The sequence below is a fragment of the Flavobacterium sp. GW823-FHT06G12 genome (genome assembly GCF_058794775.1).
On the sequence record NZ_JBXAHE010000001.1, the window covers coordinates 1,361,691 to 1,379,998 of the forward strand.

The window sequence follows — 18,308 nt, forward strand, 5'->3', positions numbered from 1 at the left end:
TTTGGAATTTTACATGCCAATTAAGATGTTATTTAGAGATAAATTTAAAATTAATTCAAATAGATTGCAAAACTGGGATTATTCTAGTGAAGCTGTTTATTTTATTACTATTGTGACTAAAAATAGGATGTCTATTTTTGGGAGTATTGAAGAAGAAAAAATGATTTTAAATGAAAGTGGAAAAATTATTGAAAAAGAGCTTTTAAAATCGATTAAGATTCGTGAAAATTGGTTTTTTCATAACTGGGTTATTATGCCAAATCATATTCATTTGCTAATCGAAATTCAAGACACCCTGCATATCGTAGAGACGCACTGCAGTGCGTCTACGCCCAGCATATCCACAACAGAAAATAATATTACGGAAAAATCTTTGTCGACATACGGACGTGAGACGCACTGCAGTGCGTCTCTACAAAACCAACCTGAATCTAAATTTTCTAGAAAATCCAATTCTATTTCATCATTTGTTGCTACTTTTAAATCAATCATAACTAAACAGATAAATGGAGTCGAATCGATTTGGCAGGCGAACTACCACGATCATATTGTGAGAAATTACAAAACGTTCGAAAAGATTTATGATTACATAAAACATAATCCGATATCTTGGGAAACAGATTCTTTAAAATAAAATTTTCAATGAAATACATTTTTTTATTATTTACCACTTTTCTTTTTGCGCAACAAACTCAATTCGTCGATTTTAAATCGGTTTCAGGACAATTGTCTTTGAATTCAAAAGAAAAAACAGTTTCAGGTGCTGTCGATTTTCAATTTGAGGTTTTAAAGGATTGTGATACTATTTCGCTTGACGCTAAAAACATGGAATTTTCGAATGTGAAAATCAATGAAAAAGAAATCATTTTTATCAATACCACTAAACAGTTAAAATTGGTTTTCCCTTTTAAAAAAGGAGAAAATAATCTAACTTTTAATTATAGCGTAAAACCAAAACAAGCCTTGTATTTTGTTGATATGGAAAACGATGAAGTGCAGATTTGGACACAAGGGCAAGGAAGATATACTAGCAATTGGTTTCCGAGTTTTGATGATGTCAATGAAAAGCTAGTTTTTAATTTGGGTATTACTTATAATAAAGATTATCAGGTAGTTTCTAATGGAGTTTTAAAGGAAAAAACAAGCAACGGAAATCTAAATCATTGGCAGTTTATAATGGAAAAACCAATGAGTTCGTATTTGTTGATGCTGGCGATTGGGAAATATGATAAAAGAGAATTTAAATCTAGAAGCAGAATACCTTTAGAATATTATTACGAACCAAAAGACGCTGATCGTTTTGAACCAACTTATCGCTATTCGAAACGAATTTTTGATTTCCTTGAAAAAGAAATTGGTGTAAAATATCCTTGGAAAATTAATAGACAGATTCCAGTTAGAGACTTTTTATATGCCGGAATGGAAAATACTACTTCAACACTTTTTGCAACACGTTATGTAGTAGATTCAATTGGTTTTTGCGATCGAAATTATACTAATGTAGATGCTCACGAATTGGCACATCATTGGTTTGGAGATCTTATTACAGCCGAAAGCAGCACTCATCATTGGCTTCAGGAAGGGTTTGCAACTTATTTTGCTTTGCTTGCAGAAAAAGATATTTATGGAGATGACTATTTTTACTCTAAACTATACAATACAGCGCAGCAAATAAAGTTTGCGTCTCGTACTGACACGATTCCAGTTTTAAATGCAAAAGCAAGTTCGCTTACATTTTACGAAAAAGGGGCTTGGGCATTGTTTGTGTTACATGAATCTATTGGAGATAAAGCCTTTAAAAAAGCAATTAAAAATTATCTGAATAAGTACGCTTATCAAACGGTAAATACACAGAATTTTTTCGATGAAATTAAAAAAGTTTCTGATTTTGATTTGGATAAATTCCAAAAAACATGGCTAGAATCAACTGTTTTTGATACTCCAACTGCAAATGCATTATTGAGTAAAAACAAAACAATTCAAAAGCGATTAGAAATCGATAAATTGAAAAAAACACCTTTAAAAGATAAAATAGATATCTTAAAAAGCACTTTAGAATCTGATGCGTATCAATCTGTAAAAGAAGCTGTTGTTGATCAATTAGAAAATGAAAAATACGAAGAAAAAAAGCCTCTTTTGCTTTTAGCACTGCAGACTAATAACATTAATGTTCGTCAAAATTTAGCAGGATCTCTAACTAAAATTCCAGAAGATTTTAGAACAAACTACGAAACGCTTTTGGATGATAAATCGTATCAAACCCAAGAAATAGCACTTTATTGGCTTTGGAGAAACTTTCCCGATCATAGAAAAGAATATTTGGATAAATCTAAAAATTGGATCGGTTTTAACGATTATAACTTAAGAACTTTATGGCTTTCGTTGGTATTGTCAACGCCAAATTACAATAGTGATATAGATTCTTTGACAAATGAACTTATTGCATTTTCATCTACAAAATATGAAGCTACAACACGACAAAATGCTTTAGAAAAATTGATTGCTTTTAAAATTATTAACGATCAGGTTTTGAGTAATTTAGTTAGTGCTATTACACATCACATGTGGCAGTTTTCTAAATTTGGAAGAGATACAATAAGACTTCTGTTAAAAAATCCTGAAATGCGTGCTTCATTTAATAGAATTTTACCTAATTTGACACCCGATGAGCAATTTCAATTAAATCGTTTATTGAAAGAGTAAATTAGAGTGGAAAGAGGGAAGAAGCAAGGTTTAAGGTAAAAGATTTAAAAAATAATCTTGGTTCTTGCTTCTTTTCTCTATATTCTCTAAAAAAAAATATCCCAAAAAATAAAACCTACATTACAATTTTATGAGAGCATTGGTTATTTCAGGTGGTGGCAGTAAAGGCGCATTTGCTGGCGGTGTTGCCCAGTATTTAATAGAAGAAAAAAAACATGAATACGATTTGTTTATAGGAACTTCTACAGGAAGTTTATTAATTCCGCACTTAGCTCTCGGTCATATCAAAAAAATACATTCTGTATACACCAATGTTACGATGTCGAGTATCTTCAACATTTGTCCGTTTGTGGTAAAAACCAAAGACGGAGTCGATATTGTGACAATTAATCACTTTAATGTAATACGTCAGTTTTTTAAAGGAAAACGAACTTTTGGAGAAAGTAAAGGTTTAAAGAAATATATTCAGAATAATTTTTCTCTTTCCGATTTTAATAAACTAAAAAAACTTAAGACAGATGTTGTCGTAACGGTAACCAATTTTACCACAAACGAATCAGAATACAAATTGGCAAAAGATTGCACATATGAAGAGTTTTGCGAATGGTCTTGGATCTCGAGTAATTATGTTCCGTTTATGAGTTTGGTTGAGAAAAACAACTTTGAATATGGTGATGGTGGATTTTCTAGTTTGGTTCCAATTCGTGAAGCTATTAACCGTGGGGCGACAGAAATAGATGTGATTGTATTGGAAACAGAAGTTAATACCACTAAAACAGTAATTGGAAAAAATCCGTTTTCATTAATGATCGATTTGTTCAGAATTGCTTTAGATCAAGTCGAAAAACACGATATTGCTATAGGAAAACTTATGGCAAATACTAAAGATGTAAAACTTAATTTATATTACACTCCAATAAAATTAACAGATAACGCGCTGATTTTTAATAAAGAAGTGATGAAAGAATGGTGGGAGCAAGGTTACGAATATGCGCAGAATAAATCTGAAGTTATGAGTGATAATAGGAAGATGTAAAAAATGCTCTATGATAATTTCGTTTGACTTGGATGATACACTTATTTCCAAAAATAAATTCAGATTAGAAAAGCCAATTTTATTTCAGCGATTATTTGGTCTTGAATGTATTCGTTTAGGTACTGTTGATTTATTCAAAAAATTAAAAAACGAAAAGCATAAAATTTATATTTATACCACTTCTTACAGAAGTGTTCTAAGAATTAAATGGACATTTTATATTTATGGTGTTTCTGTTGATTACATCATAAATCAGCAGAAACACCAAAGAAAAATTAAGAATTTAGATTTCAATTGTTCTAAATTTCCTCCTATGTTTCATATTGATATCCATATAGATGATTCACAAGGTGTGAAAATGGAAGGAGAAAAATATGGATTTAAAACCATAATTATTTCTAAAACAGATGAAAATTGGACCCAGACAATTTTAAAATCTATCTAAAGTTTTAGTACCAAAGTTCAGCTACCTCATTTTTAATAAATCCTAACGCAGCATTGCTTGGAGATTGTTTTTCTAATAAATCATTCAAGATTACTTCACGAAGCTTATCAGCATCTTCAACTTTTTCGCTCATTGCTGCTTTACGAATCATTTGGATTGTTGCGTTCTTTGCAGTTGAAATGATTGTCCAGCATTCTTCAGACATATAAATCTGTTGGGTTAAATTATGTTCAAATTCATGTTCGATTTGGTCGATTAGGTAATTTTCGTAATCGTGTTTGTTTTGAGAAATAGGAGAAATTCTGATTAGCAATTTTGTCAAGTTAATACGCTCTAAAAATAAAGTCATACGTTCATAAGCTTGCAAACGTATTGGCAACGACTCTTTGTGTGCCTGTTTGTTTAATAAAAAAGCACGTTTTTTATCGTTGTTTTTAATATGCAGTTCAAAAAAACTGTAAGCAACAAATCCAGTAACAATTGCAGGTAAAGTATAACTGGCTAATTCTATAATTCTTGTAAAATCCATTGGGTTAATTTTTTAGCAAAAATATACTTTTTGATGAGAAATCAACTTTAAATTTATGGTAATAAACAAAAAGGAAGATGTATTTTTACAACTTGTTTTACCGTTACTGAAATGTATTTTTAATGGATTTATATCTACTATTTTTTCTTTGTTTGGCCGCTTTTGCTGCAGGATTTATTGATGCAATTGTAGGCGGCGGCGGATTAATCCAGACACCGATGGGATTAATTTTATTGCCAAATCTTCCTGTTTCGACTGTAATTGGTACTTTGAAAATTCCAGCTTTTAGCGGAACAGCTTTTGCAGCTTTTCAATATTTAAAAAAAGTTGTTATTCAGTGGAAAGTTTTAATTATCATGATGTGTTTGGCAGTTCCGTCGGCATTTTTAGGTTCGACAGTTTTAACTATGGTCAGCAATGATTTTATGAAACCGCTTTTATTAGTGGTTTTGTCCTTGTTGTTTGTATATACTTATGCTAAGAAAAATTTTGGACAGCATGAAGAAAAAGACCATTCTCCTGCAAGACAAATATTTTACGCAGTTGGGATAAGTATGATTGTTGGATTTTATGACGGATTTATTGGGCCTGGCACAGGAAGTTTTTTTGTAGTGGCTTTCATTGCGCTTCTAGGTTTCGATTTTCTTCATGCTTCCGCGAATGCTAAAATGGTAAATTTAGCGACCAATTTCGGTTCAATTTGCCTTTTTATGATTAAAGGAAAAATCATTTGGGCAATTGCAATCCCGATGGCAATAAGTAATGGACTTGGTGGATGGCTTGGAGCAAAACTTGCTATCAATAAAGGAAACGGTTTTATTAGAATTTTCTTTTTGATTGTAGTTGTCGGAACGTTGATCCGATTTGCTTACGATGTGTTTTTTAAATGAGATTCTAAGTTGCTAAGGTTCTGAGATACTAAGTTTTATTTTTATAATTATATTATAAAGGTGATCTTTATAATTATAAAATGATTATTTTTGTATCATTATTTGAGAATTTTAATTTTTTATAATGATAGAAATAGTTGAAAATTATGAGAACTACATTAATTCGCTGCCAGAATTAATAGGTAAATCTTATTATAAAGCTGAGTTTTTTATTCAAAAATTAGGTTTAAAACATGCAACCTATTATAGAAAATTAAAATCAAAAAGCTTTACGCATCAAGAAGTAAAGCTAATTACTTCTTTGCTTTTTCCTGAAGAAATTTTAATGCAGGAACTTCAAAAAAGTGAAGAAGATATAAGGGCAGGAAGAACAATTGATTTTGAAGATTTTAAACAAAAGTTAAGAGCTAAGTATAACGTCTAATTCTAAAGGATTTCTTTTATTATCCCAAAATAGAACAATATATATAGTTTGTTTTTCAACTGTATAAAACAAATATACCTGATTAGATATTAGAAACTTTCGGAAGGAAGTTTTTTTATATTTTGTACCAATGTGATTATTTTGTACAATTATTTCTATTGTTGAGATAGTTTGATTTGAAAATTTACTGGCCTTAAGATCACTATATTTATTTATAATTTAGGAAAATGTCTTTTCAGCGTTTTCTGTTAATTTTACAGTCATTTATTACCGTTTAAGTTTTACAAATATAGAATAATTGAAGAATTTTCTTTCTTTTTTATTTAAAACAATTGTTTGAATCTAGCCCCGATTGAGGCGGTATCCTCGTAGCGTAGCGGAGAGATATAGCTGAAAGCGGGAACCCATGTCTGAAATAAATGCCCTTTGTTTGGCTTCGAAAAAAAACTTAGTATCTCAGAATCTTAGCTACTTAGAACCTTTCAAAAGCATCTTAGGAACTTTCTTTTTAAATTCTTAATTTTGCATAAAAGGAGAAAATTACATGCAGAAATATATTGACCAGCTCAACGAAGCGCAAAGGGCGCCTGTTTTAAAGAAAGACGGGCCAATGATTATTATTGCTGGTGCAGGTTCGGGAAAAACACGTGTTTTGACAATTAGGATTGCGTATTTGATGGCTCAAGGTATTGATTCTTTCAATATTTTGTCGCTAACTTTTACTAATAAAGCAGCTCGCGAGATGAAACACAGGATTTCGGATATTGTGGGCGCATCTGAAGCGAAAAATCTTTGGATGGGAACTTTTCACTCGATTTTTGCGCGTATTCTTCGTGCTGAATCGGATCATTTGGGATATCCTTCCAATTTTACCATTTATGATTCTCAAGATTCCGCTAGATTAATTTCTTCGATTATCAAAGAAATGCAGCTTGATCGTGATGTTTACAAACCAAAACAGGTTTTAGGACGTATATCTGGATATAAGAATAACTTGATTACGGTAAAAGCATATTTTAATAATCCAGAGTTGGTTGAAGCTGATGCAATGGCGAAAAGACCAAGATTGGGTGAAATTTATCAGCAGTATGTAGATCGCTGTTTTAAGGCAGGTGCAATGGATTTTGACGATTTATTGTTGAAAACCAATGAATTGCTTACTAGATTCCCGGAAGTTTTAGCTAAGTATCAAGATCGTTTCCGTTATATATTGGTTGATGAGTACCAAGATACTAACCACTCTCAGTATTTGATTGTTAGGGCTTTATCTGATAGATTTCAGAATATTTGTGTAGTAGGAGATGATGCTCAGAGTATTTATGCTTTCCGTGGAGCGAATATTAATAATATTTTGAATTTCCAAAAGGATTACGAAGGTGTAGTTATGTTTCGTTTAGAGCAGAATTATCGTTCGACTCGAAATATTGTTGAAGCCGCAAATACTGTAATGGAACACAATAAAACCAAACTGGATAAAGTGGTTTGGACGGCAAATGAATTTGGACCGAAAATTAAAGTTCATAGAAGTTTGACTGATGCCGAAGAAGGGCGTTTTGTTGCGAGCACAATTTTCGAACAGAAAATGCAAAATCAATTGCATAATGGTGCTTTTGCAATTTTGTATCGTACAAATGCGCAATCTCGTGCAATGGAAGATGCTTTAAGAAAACGTGATATTCCGTATAGAATTTATGGCGGATTATCTTTTTATCAACGTAAGGAGATTAAAGACGTTTTATGCTATTTGCGTTTAGTTCTGAATCCGAAAGATGAGGAAGCTTTGATTCGCGTTATTAATTATCCAGCTCGTGGAATTGGGGATACAACAATTGAAAAACTGACTATTGCAGCCAATCATTACAAGCGTTCGATTTGGGAAGTAATGGTGAATATCGATAAAATCGATTTAAAACTGAATGCAGGTACTAAAAATAAGTTGAAAGACTTTGTAACAATGATTCAGAGTTTTCAGGTTATCGATCAGAATCAGGATGCATTTTATATCACAGATCACGTTGCAAAGAAAACTGGTTTGGTTCAGGAACTGAAAAAAGATGCTACTCCAGAGGGAATGGCTAAAATTCAGAACATCGAAGAACTTTTAAACGGTATTAAAGATTTTACCGAAGGACAGAGAGAAGTAGACGGAGCAAGAGGTGCGCTTTCTGAGTTTATGGAAGATGTAGCTTTGGCGACAGATTTAGATAAAGATACCAACGATGAAGATCGTGTAGCTTTAATGACGATTCACTTGGCAAAAGGACTAGAGTTTCCGCACGTGTTTGTAGTGGGAATGGAAGAAGATTTGTTTCCAAGTGCTATGAGTATGAGCACAAGAAGTGAACTAGAAGAAGAACGCCGATTGTTTTATGTGGCATTGACTCGTGCAGAACATCAGGCGTACTTGACTTATGCAAATTCTCGTTATCGTTGGGGGAAATTAACTGATAGTGAGCCTTCTCGTTTTATTGAAGAAATTGAAGATCAATATTTAGAATATTTAACGCCAGCAGAAACAAACTATCGTTATAAATCTCCTATTGATGGTGATATTTTTGGCGATGTAGATAAATCAAAATTGCGATTGGCAAAACCAGTTGGAGGAACTCCTCCTAAACATATTACAGATAATAGTCCGAAACCAGATTTAAATATTCGAAAATTAAAACCTGTTTCTGGAAATGCACCAAGCAGTGGAAACTCCAATTTATTTGACAGTAAATTGACGGTTGGAAATGTTGTAATGCACGAACGTTTTGGTAGAGGGGAGGTAATAAATCTTGAAGGTGTTGGAGCAGATCGAAAAGCAGAAATTAGATTTGAAGTTGGAGGAATCAAGAAATTGTTGCTAAGATTTGCTAAATTAGATGTAGTAGGATAAGAATTATTGTTTCAAGCTTCATGCGTTACATCAAGCAACTTGAAACTTTGGAAATAAAACAAAATAAACTAAAAAAATTATGGCAGAATTTATAAAAATATATCCAGATAAACCTAGTGAAGCTGCTATTGCAAAAGTGGTAAAAGTGCTTCAGAATGGTGGTTTGGTAATTTATCCGACAGATACTGTTTATGGTTTAGGTTGTGATATTACCAATTCGAGAGCGTTAGAAAAAATCGCTAGAATAAAAGGAGTAAAATTAGAAAAGGCAAACTTTTCATTTATTTGTTGCGATTTAAGTAATCTGTCAGACTATGTAAGACAGATAGACACATCGACTTTTAAGATATTAAAGAGAGCTTTGCCAGGCCCATATACTTTTATTTTGCCTGGAAATAATAATCTTCCTAAAGAATTTAAAAAGAAAACTACAGTGGGTATTCGTGTTCCTGACAATAATATCATCTTAGAGATTGTTCGTCAGTTAGGAAATCCAGTTGTTTCAACTTCTATTCGTGATGAAGACGATGTTATAGAATATACTACCGATCCAGAATTGATTTTTGAAAAATGGCAAAATCTTGTAGATCTGGTGATAGATGGTGGTTATGGAGATAACATAGGGTCTACAATTATAGATCTTTCTGAGCATGAGCCAGTTATCGTCAGAGAAGGTAAGGGAGATATTGGCATTTTGTAAAAAAATACACTAAAAGTATAAAAGTATAGAAATTATGAGTAACTTTATTATGTTAAAATTTAGTTAGTTACTTAAAAATAATGCTATTCTTGATTTATATTTAATTGGTTATTAAAAAAAATTAAGGATACATAAAAGCAGGTCTATTGACCTGCTTTTTCTGTATTATAAGTATGTGAAACTCTAATTATTTTTGTTGTTTCTTCATTTCTTTTTCAATCATATCATAGAATTGATCGATTTTTGGCATAACTACGATACGAGTTCTTCTGTTACGAGCTTTGTTCTCAGGAGAATCGTTAGCTACTAATGGTACATAAGAGCTTCTACCTGCAGCAATTAATTTAGCTGGGTTAACTCCAAGATCGTTTGTCAATACACGAACGATAGAAGTAGAACGTTTAACACTTAAATCCCAGTTGTCTAAGATAATTCCGTTGCTTTTGTAAGGAACATCATCAGTGTGTCCTTCAACCATACACTCAAAGTCAGGTTTGTCGTTTACAACTTTTGCAACTTTAGCTAAAACAGTTTTAGCTTTATCACTTACATCATAGCTTCCGCTTTTGAATAATAATTTGTCAGCGATAGAGATAAATACAACTCCTTTTTCAACATTGATTTCGATGTCTGGATCGTTGATTCCAACTGCACCTTTTAAACTTGTAACTAATGCTAAAGTAACACTGTCTTTTTTAGTTAAAGCATCTTGAAGTCTAGAGATTTTCAAATCTTTTTCTTTTAAACTTTCAAGAGATTTTTCAAGGTTTTCAGCACCTTTAGTAGTTAAGATAGTTAAATCTTTAGAACTATTAATTAGATCTTGATTATGTTGTTTGTAGCTTTCAGCTGTTGCAGCTAATCCAGCTTTTTCTTCTAAGCACGAATTTAATTTTACAGTACATGAGTTTAACAAATCTTGAGTCTCTTTGTTTTTAGCTTCTAACTCTGCATATTTCTTTTTAGAAACACAAGATGTCAGGGCCATTAATACTGATAGTGCGATAACTATTTTTCTCATAAATTTAATTTTAATTAGACTTGATTACAAATTTAGTTTTTAATATTTTGAATACTGTTAAAGATTTCTTTAAATAAGGTCAATTTCTTGATATAATAGAGGAAAACGATGCTTTTTACTGTATAGTATTGCTGTAATTGAAAATCTTTTCGTTTTTTTAAGTATTTTAAAGATAAGCAATAAAATGAAAAATGCGCCTTTAAAATAGCAAAAGTATGTCCAAACTTGCCTTGTGTGAAAAAGCGTATGCCAGCAATTCCATCTAAAACCATGCGAAAAAAAATCACAAAAAACAAACCTTTTGAAGGGAGATTTTTAACTAGCATTAACAATGAATTTCTAAAATTCAAATAAGTTTTTTTAGGATTTCCTTGTTGTAATGTTGCACCACCAACATGGTAAACAACAGACTGATAATTATATTTTATAACATGGCCTTCGTTAGCAGCACGCCAACATAAATCTATTTCTTCCTGATGTGCAAAGAAACTTTCGTCAAAACCTCCTAATTCATGAAAAATATTTTTCCTAATGAAAAAACAAGCGCCCGATGCCCAAAATAATTCGATATTGGTATCGTATTGTCCATTGTCTTTTTCGATTGTGTCGAATATTCTTCCTCTACAGAAAGGGAATCCGTATTTATCAATAAAACCGCCCGCAGCACCTGCATATTCAAAATATTCTTTATTTTTAAAATCCAGAATTTTTGGCTGAATAATAGCAGTTTGATGTTCTTTTTCAAAAGTGTCAAGAATGGGTTGAAGCCAGTTTTCTGTGACTTCAATATCTGAATTTACCAATGCATATATTTCTGCATCAATATGTTGTAAAGCATCATTGTAACCTTTTGCAAAGCCATGATTGCCTGAGTTTTTTACAATTTTTACGGTTGGAAATTGTTCTGCAATAAATGCAATAGAGTTATCCGTAGAATCATTGTCTGCAACATAAATTGTTGCTCCTTCTGAATACTGAATAACAGATGGTAAAAATTGCTCTAGCAATTTTACTCCGTTCCAATTTAAAATGACAACTGCTATTTTATCCAAAAGTACTCAATTATTTATTCTTTGTTAATGATTTTCTTTATAGTCAGGCAGGCTTCTTAAAAACTCATATTTCTCGTTTTCAAAATCCATTTGACAATAAAAATGGTTTAGTCCGTTTGTCACATTCAAAAACCGTGCCTGCATTGTCATATTGTAACGGGCAATCTGATCAAAAGTTGCCTGAGAGATTTTAACTTCTGGCGCTTTGCACTCTACTAATATATGTATAGAGCCATTAGGGTTAAATACAACAACATCGTATCTTTTTCGTAATCCGTTGACAGTTAAAACTTTCTCTACGTTGATAAGCGATTTTGGATATTTTTTTTCGTGCATTAAAAAATGAACAACGTGCTGTCGAACCCATTCTTCTGGCGTAAGAATTATAAATTTTTTCCTGATTTCATCAAAAATAGACACTTTATTTTCGCTATTTTTGAATCGGAAACTATAAGCAGGGAAATTAAGTTTAAGCATAAAGCAAAAATATAAAATAGTTTTTTGTTTCAAAGTAACTTGAAACTTTAAACTTGAAACAAGTATAAATGGACGAAGTAGTAAAAATTGTTAACGATATCAAAGCCGGAGATATTAAACCGATTTATTTTTTAATGGGTGAAGAACCTTATTATATAGATAAATTATCGGAATATATTGAACAGAATGTTTTAGCTGAAGAAGAAAAAGGCTTTAATCAAACAGTTTTATATGGAAGAGATGTTTCTGTAGATGATATTGTTTCAACGGCCAAGCGCTATCCTATGATGGCTGAACGTCAAGTTGTTATAGTGAAAGAAGCGCAGGATTTATCAAGAACAATTGATAAAATCGAATCGTATGTAGAGAATCCGATGCAAACTACCGTTTTGGTTATTTGCTATAAATATAAGACACTAGATAAGCGTAAAAAAGTTACCAAACTATTAGGACAGACGGGCGTTGTTTACGAAAGTAAAAAATTATATGAAAATCAGGTAGGAGATTGGATAAAGCGTGTTTTAGCTGGAAAAAAATACACCATTGATCCAAAGGCTAATGCCATGTTAGTTGAATTTTTAGGTACAGATTTGAGTAAAATCAACAATGAACTAGAGAAACTGCAGATTATTTTACCGAAAGGCACTATGATCACAGCAGAGCACATTGAAGAAAATATTGGTTTTAGTAAAGACTATAATGTATTTGAACTTCGAAAAGCAATTGGAGAACGAAATCAATTGAAAGCTTATAAGATAGCAGAAAACTTTGCTCATAACCCTAAAGAATATCCTTTAGTTATGACTACAGGTTTGGTATTTGGCTTTTTTGTTCAGCTTCTAAAGTATCATGGACTGAAAGATAAAAATCCTAAAAACGTTGCATCGGCACTTGGAGTAAATCCGTATTTTTTAAAAGAATATGATTTGGCGGTCAAAAATTATCCAATGAGAAAAGTAAGTCAGATTGTTGGTGCGTTACGCGATATTGATATTAAAAGTAAAGGTGTGGGTGCTAATGCTTTACCTCAATCAGATTTGTTAAAAGAAATGCTTTATAAAATATTTAATTAAGCCATTAAAATTCACGATATTTGCCTTTCTAAAAATTTGACACTATTAATATTTACATAATTATGGGAATGAATAAAAACACCATTTTAGGATGGGCCACTTTAATAATGGTACTTATGGGATTTTTACTTATAGGTCTTGGAATCTTTAGATACAGCGATGTTTCAGGTTGGGGATTTGGTGCTGTTGGAGTAGGTTTCCTTGCTAATGCTTGGGTTTTCAATGCTCTGAAAGGTAGAGTTTAAGATGTCAGAATTCAAAAAAAATAAATAATATAATAAAAAATAAAAAATGTCAGACGATAAGAAAGTAATTTTCTCAATGCAGAAATTGAGTAAAACCTATCAAGGAGCAGACAAACCAGTTCTTAAGAATATTTATCTTAGTTTCTTCTACGGAGCTAAGATTGGTATTTTGGGACTTAATGGTTCTGGTAAATCTTCACTTTTAAAAATTATTGCTGGAGTTGATAAAAACTACCAAGGAGATGTAGTTTTTCAGCCTGGTTATACAGTAGGATATTTAGAGCAAGAACCAATTCTTGACGATTCTAAAACAGTTATCGAAATTGTTCGTGAAGGAGCAGCCGAAACTATGGCAGTTTTAGAAGAATACAATCAAATTAATGATTTGTTTGGTCTTCCAGAATATTACGAAGATCAAGACAAAATGGATAAATTGATGGACCGTCAAGCAGTATTGCAAGACAAAATTGATGCTCTTGGCGCTTGGGAAATCGATACAAAATTAGAAATCGCAATGGATGCATTGCGTACTCCAGAAGGAGATACACCAATTAAAAACCTTTCAGGAGGTGAGCGTCGTCGTGTAGCTTTATGCCGTCTGTTATTGCAACAACCAGATGTATTGCTGTTGGATGAGCCAACCAACCACCTTGATGCTGAGTCAGTTCTTTGGTTAGAGCAACACTTGGCACAATATTCTGGAACTGTAATTGCAGTAACACACGACCGTTATTTCTTAGATAATGTTGCTGGATGGATTTTAGAACTAGATAGAGGAGAAGGTATTCCTTGGAAAGGAAATTATTCTTCTTGGTTGGATCAAAAATCAAACCGTTTGGCTCAAGAAGAAAAAGTGGCTTCTAAACGTAGAAAAACTTTAGAGCGTGAGTTGGAGTGGGTTCGTCAAGGTGCAAAAGGTCGTCAGACAAAACAAAAAGCACGTTTACAGAACTACGACAAATTATTAAATGAAGATCAAAAACAACTAGACGAAAAATTAGAGATTTATATCCCTAATGGGCCACGTTTAGGAACAAATGTTATTGAAGCTAAAAATGTTGCAAAAGCTTTTGGTGATAAATTATTATATGATAATTTGAATTTTACTTTGCCTCAAGCTGGTATTGTTGGAATTATCGGACCAAACGGTGCTGGTAAATCGACTATTTTCAAAATGATCATGGGCGAACAAGCTACTGATAGTGGAGAATTTTCTGTTGGAGACACAGTAAAAATTGCTTATGTAGATCAGTCACACTCGAATATTGATCCAAATAAATCAATCTGGGAAAACTTTGCAGATGGTCAAGAATTAATTATGATGGGAGGAAAGCAAGTAAATTCTAGAGCTTATTTATCTCGTTTTAACTTTGGGGGCGGCGAGCAAAACAAAAAAGTTTCAATGCTTTCTGGTGGAGAACGTAACCGTTTACACTTGGCAATGACTTTGAAAGAAGAAGGGAACGTACTTTTACTGGATGAGCCAACGAATGACCTTGACGTAAATACTCTTCGTGCACTTGAAGAAGGTTTAGAAAATTTTGCAGGTTGTGCTGTAATTATTTCTCACGACAGATGGTTCTTAGATAGAATTTGTACACACATCTTAGCTTTCGAAGGAGATTCTGAAGTTTATTTCTTCGAAGGTAGTTTCTCTGATTATGAAGAAAACAAAAAGAAACGTCTTGGCGGTGATTTAACTCCTAAACGTTTGAAATATAGAAAATTAATTAGATAATTTTTCTAATAAATTTCAAATAAAAAATCCCAAATTCCAAATTTATCGGAGCTTGGGATTTTTATATTTTATAGGTTTTTACGTTAAGTTTGTCATTTCGACGAAGGAGGAATCTTCACAAGTAACTCCGCAACGAGAATCCAATCTTTGTCGAGTTTCTCACGAAGATTCCTCCTTCGTCGAAATGACAATATTGCGTTCACTGAAGTTTTGCTTTTTGGAATTTGGAATTTTTACATTGGAATTTTCTACAAAAACTTCGCTTTCAATTCTGGAGTTGGAATCATGCAACTTTCTTTTTTGCCATACCAATTGTATCTATTTTTTGCAACATAATCATAAATTTTATCGCTTACAAAAATTGGTACAATTCTAAAAATAGGAGTTAATTTCCAAATGCCTCCAAAGTTTTTAGCGATTTCAAGAATTGCAGAAGATTTGTAAAAATATGCTGTTCCAGGATCGTATAAAATAATACTATCCATTTTAGAAAAGCTAATTCCTAAATGTTTACAGATAGAAATTCCTAAATCAGACTGCAATGCAACAAATCTAAAAATATCTTTTTTGTCGTGATTGATGATAAACTGTACAGCAGAACTGCAGAGATTACAAACTCCGTCAAAAAGAACTATTTTTTTATTTTTTGGAAGACTTTCCATTTTATAATTTGTATTTCAAGTTTTATATTTCAATTCTTAATTGAAATAAATAAAACAGGAATTAATATGTTTTTGCTTGTATTTATAATATCTATTGATTTTTGTTTTTTAATAAATTTTAGAAATCAAAAACAACATCAGTAAATTAGTTTAAATCTATTTTTAAAAAACAGGAATGTTCTTTTGTGTAAAAATGAAAATCGTCCCTTAAATCGCTTTATTTTAATTTTGATTTTTTTTACCAATTTTTAAGGACTGAAAACTTATTTCTTAACTGCTTCTACCAATTCCAATTCATCCAAACTTACTTTAGAAGTAAAAATACCATAATTTACTGTCGCTTTATTTTTTTCGATAGCATCTATACTTCCAACAGATCTCCCGTCAAGCATTCTTACTCGATCACCAATTTTTAAAATCGGTTTTGGTTTTTCAACAACTGGTTTAAGTTTTTTCTCTTTTTTCTCTTTTCGTATTTCTTCAACTTTTACCTTTACTTCAGCAATAATTTCTTTTTGCTTTTCAACTTTTTCTTTAGTTTCTTTTGGAGTTGCTTTTTTACGTTTTGAATTTTCAATCTCAACTATTTTCAAAAATTCACCGATAAGTTCTTTTTTGTTTTTGTTGTTAAAATATTTTTCAGCAATATCATCAATTTTTTGTCCAATGTAAATTATCTTTTGATTACTGTCGTACAATTCTTGATAGCTTTCTAATTTTTGCTGAATTCTCGTATTGATGTTTTCCATCTTCTTACTCTCTTCACGCGCTCTGGTTTCTTCTTCTTTTAAATTTAAAGAAGTTTTTTCCAACTTCGAACGCTCTTTCTGAAGTGTTGCGATGGTTTTATCAAAACGAACTTTTCCAACTTCGATTTTCTTTTTTGCTCGATTAATCAATCCAAACGGAATTCCGTTTTTCTGAGCAACTTCAAACGTAAATGAGCTTCCTGCCTGACCCAAAGCCAGTTTGTACATCGGTTCTAAAGATTTTTCATCAAACATCATATTCGCATTCGTTGCATATGGCAATTCGTTTGCTAAAATTTTCAAATTAGAATAATGCGTTGTGATAATTCCGAAAGCTTCACGGTGATAAAATTCTTCTAGGAAAATTTCAGCCAAAGCTCCCCCCAATTCAGGATCAGATCCTGTACCAAATTCGTCAATTAAAAACATGGTTTTCTTATTACATTTCTTTAAAAAGTAATTCATGTTTTTTAATCTATAACTATATGTACTTAGGTGATTTTCAATAGATTGATTGTCTCCAATATCTGTTAAAATTCTATCAAATAAGAAAGTTTCACTCCTTTCATGAACTGGAATCAAAATTCCAGATTGCAACATTAATTGCAATAAACCTACCGTTTTTAAAGAAATAGTTTTTCCTCCAGCGTTTGGTCCAGAAATTACAATAATTCTGTTTTCTTGTTTTAGCTCAATGGTTTGCGGATGCGTAACTTCTTGTTTTTGTTTGTTGTTCAAATACAAAATTGGATGATAGGCTTCTCTAAAGAACAATCTTCTTTCTTCGGTAATTGTTGGCAGGATTCCATTAATGCGATTTGCATACTTAGCTTTTCCAGCAACTACATCAATATCACTTAAAAAATCTTGATATTCAACTAGTAAAGGAAGAAAAGGACGAATGACATTCGATAAATTTTTTAAGATTCGCGTGATTTCTTCTTTCTCTTCGTATTCTAAATTAGCTAATTCTCTAGAATATTTTAAAGTAGCTTCTGGTTCAATGTATGCGATACTTCCAGTTTTTGAACTTCCTAAAATTGAGCCTTTTACTTTACGGCGATACATAGCTAAAACTGCTAAAACTCTACGGTTTTGCACGAAACTTTCTTTAATATCGTCCAAATAACCCAAGCTGTTGTATTGAGTTAAAGCCACGCCAAAACTTTGATTCACTTTTCCGCGAACCAAATTCATATTCTGACGTATTCCGGCTAAGGCAGGAGAAGCATTGTCTTTTATTTCTCCATATTTATCAACTATTGCATCAATTGCAGAGATAATCTCTTTTGTTAGTTCTACTCTAGAAGCCCTTGCATTTAGATTTGGATAGTAATCATCGAATTTTTTTAAGAAGTTCAATAAGACATTTGTTGTTGCTGAAAGGTTGGCAATTTTTCTAAAACTTCCTACTTCGAGAAAACTGTCTTCGATTGCTAAAAACTTAATTTCATGCGTAATGGCATCAAATCCGTGATTCGGAATTGCGTTATTATTTTGAAAAGAAGATACATACTCTGATGTTTGCATCAAAGATTGCATTAATTCTTCTTTATCTCTAAATGGTTTTATTTGTAAAGCCTTTTCTTTTCCAATGTCGGTGTTGCAGCCATCTGAAATGGTTTCTAATACAGTTGGAAATTGTAAGTCTTGTAATGTTTTTTCTGTAATACTGATCATTTA

At 32.0% G+C, this 18,308-nt stretch carries 17 protein-coding genes; 11 read left to right on the top strand and 6 right to left on the bottom strand.

Annotated features, from left to right (window positions below; genetic code table 11):
• Positions 1-64 precede the first annotated feature (64 nt).
• From AC1Q5Z_RS05820 to AC1Q5Z_RS05835, 4 genes are all read left to right on the top strand, one after another.
• Complete coding sequence (locus tag AC1Q5Z_RS05820; RefSeq protein ID WP_492444047.1) at positions 65-634, top strand: transposase; 570 nt, start codon at positions 65-67, stop codon at positions 632-634.
• An 8-nt stretch (positions 635-642) separates the two neighbouring features.
• On the top strand, positions 643-2,703 hold the full coding sequence (locus AC1Q5Z_RS05825; protein WP_492444048.1) for a M1 family metallopeptidase: 2,061 nt from the start codon (positions 643-645) through the stop codon (positions 2,701-2,703).
• A 130-nt stretch (positions 2,704-2,833) separates the two neighbouring features.
• A complete protein-coding gene (locus AC1Q5Z_RS05830; protein ID WP_198855732.1) occupies positions 2,834-3,739 on the top strand; it encodes a patatin-like phospholipase family protein in 906 nt (301 codons plus the stop codon).
• Positions 3,740-3,749: 10 nt separating this feature from the next.
• The gene (locus tag AC1Q5Z_RS05835; protein ID WP_343588298.1) at positions 3,750-4,184 is read left to right on the top strand and encodes a hypothetical protein; all 435 of its coding nucleotides are present in this window, start codon (positions 3,750-3,752) and stop codon (positions 4,182-4,184) included.
• Positions 4,185-4,188: 4 nt separating this feature from the next.
• Here the strand turns inward: AC1Q5Z_RS05835 and AC1Q5Z_RS05840 are convergent, their stop codons facing one another.
• Positions 4,189-4,713, bottom strand: coding sequence for a DUF7935 family protein (locus AC1Q5Z_RS05840; protein WP_198855730.1), 525 nt, complete (start codon positions 4,711-4,713; stop codon positions 4,189-4,191).
• 122 nt (positions 4,714-4,835) lie between these two features.
• On the opposite strand from AC1Q5Z_RS05840, the gene AC1Q5Z_RS05845 reads away from it, so the two are divergent.
• From AC1Q5Z_RS05845 to AC1Q5Z_RS05860, 4 genes are all read left to right on the top strand, one after another.
• Complete coding sequence (locus AC1Q5Z_RS05845; protein WP_492444049.1) at positions 4,836-5,603, top strand: sulfite exporter TauE/SafE family protein; 768 nt, start codon at positions 4,836-4,838, stop codon at positions 5,601-5,603.
• A 124-nt stretch (positions 5,604-5,727) separates the two neighbouring features.
• Positions 5,728-6,027, top strand: coding sequence for a hypothetical protein (locus tag AC1Q5Z_RS05850; protein ID WP_286969372.1), 300 nt, complete (start codon positions 5,728-5,730; stop codon positions 6,025-6,027).
• 544 nt (positions 6,028-6,571) lie between these two features.
• Positions 6,572-8,908: an ATP-dependent helicase gene (locus AC1Q5Z_RS05855; protein ID WP_198855728.1), complete on the top strand. Its 2,337-nt coding sequence runs from the start codon at positions 6,572-6,574 to the stop codon at positions 8,906-8,908.
• A 79-nt stretch (positions 8,909-8,987) separates the two neighbouring features.
• On the top strand, positions 8,988-9,608 hold the full coding sequence (locus AC1Q5Z_RS05860) for an L-threonylcarbamoyladenylate synthase (protein ID WP_198855727.1): 621 nt from the start codon (positions 8,988-8,990) through the stop codon (positions 9,606-9,608).
• Between the two features lie 187 nt (positions 9,609-9,795).
• On the opposite strand, the gene AC1Q5Z_RS05865 is transcribed toward AC1Q5Z_RS05860, so the two are convergent.
• From AC1Q5Z_RS05865 to AC1Q5Z_RS05875, 3 genes are read right to left on the bottom strand one after another with little or no spacing between them, the layout of a single operon-like run.
• Positions 9,796-10,629 carry an OmpA/MotB family protein gene (locus AC1Q5Z_RS05865; protein WP_198855726.1) on the bottom strand — a complete coding sequence of 278 codons (834 nt, stop codon included), beginning with the start codon at positions 10,627-10,629 and terminating at the stop codon, positions 9,796-9,798.
• A gap of 32 nt (positions 10,630-10,661) precedes the next feature.
• A complete protein-coding gene (locus AC1Q5Z_RS05870) occupies positions 10,662-11,681 on the bottom strand; it encodes a glycosyltransferase family 2 protein (protein WP_198855725.1) in 1,020 nt (339 codons plus the stop codon).
• 24 nt (positions 11,682-11,705) lie between these two features.
• On the bottom strand, positions 11,706-12,158 hold the full coding sequence (locus AC1Q5Z_RS05875; RefSeq protein ID WP_198855724.1) for a type I restriction enzyme HsdR N-terminal domain-containing protein: 453 nt from the start codon (positions 12,156-12,158) through the stop codon (positions 11,706-11,708).
• A gap of 68 nt (positions 12,159-12,226) precedes the next feature.
• On the opposite strand from AC1Q5Z_RS05875, the gene holA reads away from it, so the two are divergent.
• The 3 genes from holA (at position 12,227) to ettA (ending at position 15,214) form a co-directional block, all read left to right on the top strand.
• Complete coding sequence (gene holA / locus AC1Q5Z_RS05880) at positions 12,227-13,231, top strand: DNA polymerase III subunit delta (protein ID WP_492444050.1); 1,005 nt, start codon at positions 12,227-12,229, stop codon at positions 13,229-13,231.
• Between the two features lie 62 nt (positions 13,232-13,293).
• Entirely contained in the window at positions 13,294-13,476 is a 183-nt protein-coding gene (locus tag AC1Q5Z_RS05885) for a CAL67264 family membrane protein (protein ID WP_198855722.1), read from the top strand.
• 46 nt (positions 13,477-13,522) lie between these two features.
• Complete coding sequence (gene ettA, locus AC1Q5Z_RS05890; RefSeq protein ID WP_492444051.1) at positions 13,523-15,214, top strand: energy-dependent translational throttle protein EttA; 1,692 nt, start codon at positions 13,523-13,525, stop codon at positions 15,212-15,214.
• Positions 15,215-15,462: 248 nt separating this feature from the next.
• Here the strand turns inward: ettA and AC1Q5Z_RS05895 are convergent, their stop codons facing one another.
• Together AC1Q5Z_RS05895 and AC1Q5Z_RS05900 are read right to left on the bottom strand one after the other, a co-directional pair.
• Positions 15,463-15,876 (bottom strand): thiol-disulfide oxidoreductase DCC family protein, encoded by a 414-nt coding sequence (locus AC1Q5Z_RS05895; protein ID WP_286964826.1) that lies wholly within the window; start codon positions 15,874-15,876, stop codon positions 15,463-15,465.
• Between the two features lie 263 nt (positions 15,877-16,139).
• The gene (locus AC1Q5Z_RS05900; protein WP_343588308.1) at positions 16,140-18,305 is read right to left on the bottom strand and encodes an endonuclease MutS2; all 2,166 of its coding nucleotides are present in this window, start codon (positions 18,303-18,305) and stop codon (positions 16,140-16,142) included.
• Positions 18,306-18,308: the final 3 nt, after the last annotated feature.

Bases quoted from the DNA above. Each gene is read 5' to 3' on its own strand.
- AC1Q5Z_RS05825 (WP_492444048.1), top strand. From the start codon at position 643: ATGAAATACATTTTTTTATTATTTACCACTTTTCTTTTTGCGCAACAA.
- AC1Q5Z_RS05830 (WP_198855732.1), top strand. From the start codon at position 2,834: ATGAGAGCATTGGTTATTTCAGGTGGTGGCAGTAAAGGCGCATTTGCT.
- AC1Q5Z_RS05835 (WP_343588298.1), top strand. From the start codon at position 3,750: ATGATAATTTCGTTTGACTTGGATGATACACTTATTTCCAAAAATAAA.
- AC1Q5Z_RS05840 (WP_198855730.1), bottom strand. From the start codon at position 4,713: ATGGATTTTACAAGAATTATAGAATTAGCCAGTTATACTTTACCTGCA.
- AC1Q5Z_RS05845 (WP_492444049.1), top strand. From the start codon at position 4,836: ATGGATTTATATCTACTATTTTTTCTTTGTTTGGCCGCTTTTGCTGCA.
- AC1Q5Z_RS05850 (WP_286969372.1), top strand. From the start codon at position 5,728: ATGATAGAAATAGTTGAAAATTATGAGAACTACATTAATTCGCTGCCA.
- AC1Q5Z_RS05855 (WP_198855728.1), top strand. From the start codon at position 6,572: ATGCAGAAATATATTGACCAGCTCAACGAAGCGCAAAGGGCGCCTGTT.
- AC1Q5Z_RS05860 (WP_198855727.1), top strand. From the start codon at position 8,988: ATGGCAGAATTTATAAAAATATATCCAGATAAACCTAGTGAAGCTGCT.
- AC1Q5Z_RS05865 (WP_198855726.1), bottom strand. From the start codon at position 10,629: ATGAGAAAAATAGTTATCGCACTATCAGTATTAATGGCCCTGACATCT.
- AC1Q5Z_RS05875 (WP_198855724.1), bottom strand. From the start codon at position 12,158: ATGCTTAAACTTAATTTCCCTGCTTATAGTTTCCGATTCAAAAATAGC.
- holA (WP_492444050.1), top strand. From the start codon at position 12,227: ATGGACGAAGTAGTAAAAATTGTTAACGATATCAAAGCCGGAGATATT.
- AC1Q5Z_RS05885 (WP_198855722.1), top strand. From the start codon at position 13,294: ATGGGAATGAATAAAAACACCATTTTAGGATGGGCCACTTTAATAATG.
- ettA (WP_492444051.1), top strand. From the start codon at position 13,523: ATGTCAGACGATAAGAAAGTAATTTTCTCAATGCAGAAATTGAGTAAA.
- AC1Q5Z_RS05895 (WP_286964826.1), bottom strand. From the start codon at position 15,876: ATGGAAAGTCTTCCAAAAAATAAAAAAATAGTTCTTTTTGACGGAGTT.
- AC1Q5Z_RS05900 (WP_343588308.1), bottom strand. From the start codon at position 18,305: ATGATCAGTATTACAGAAAAAACATTACAAGACTTACAATTTCCAACT.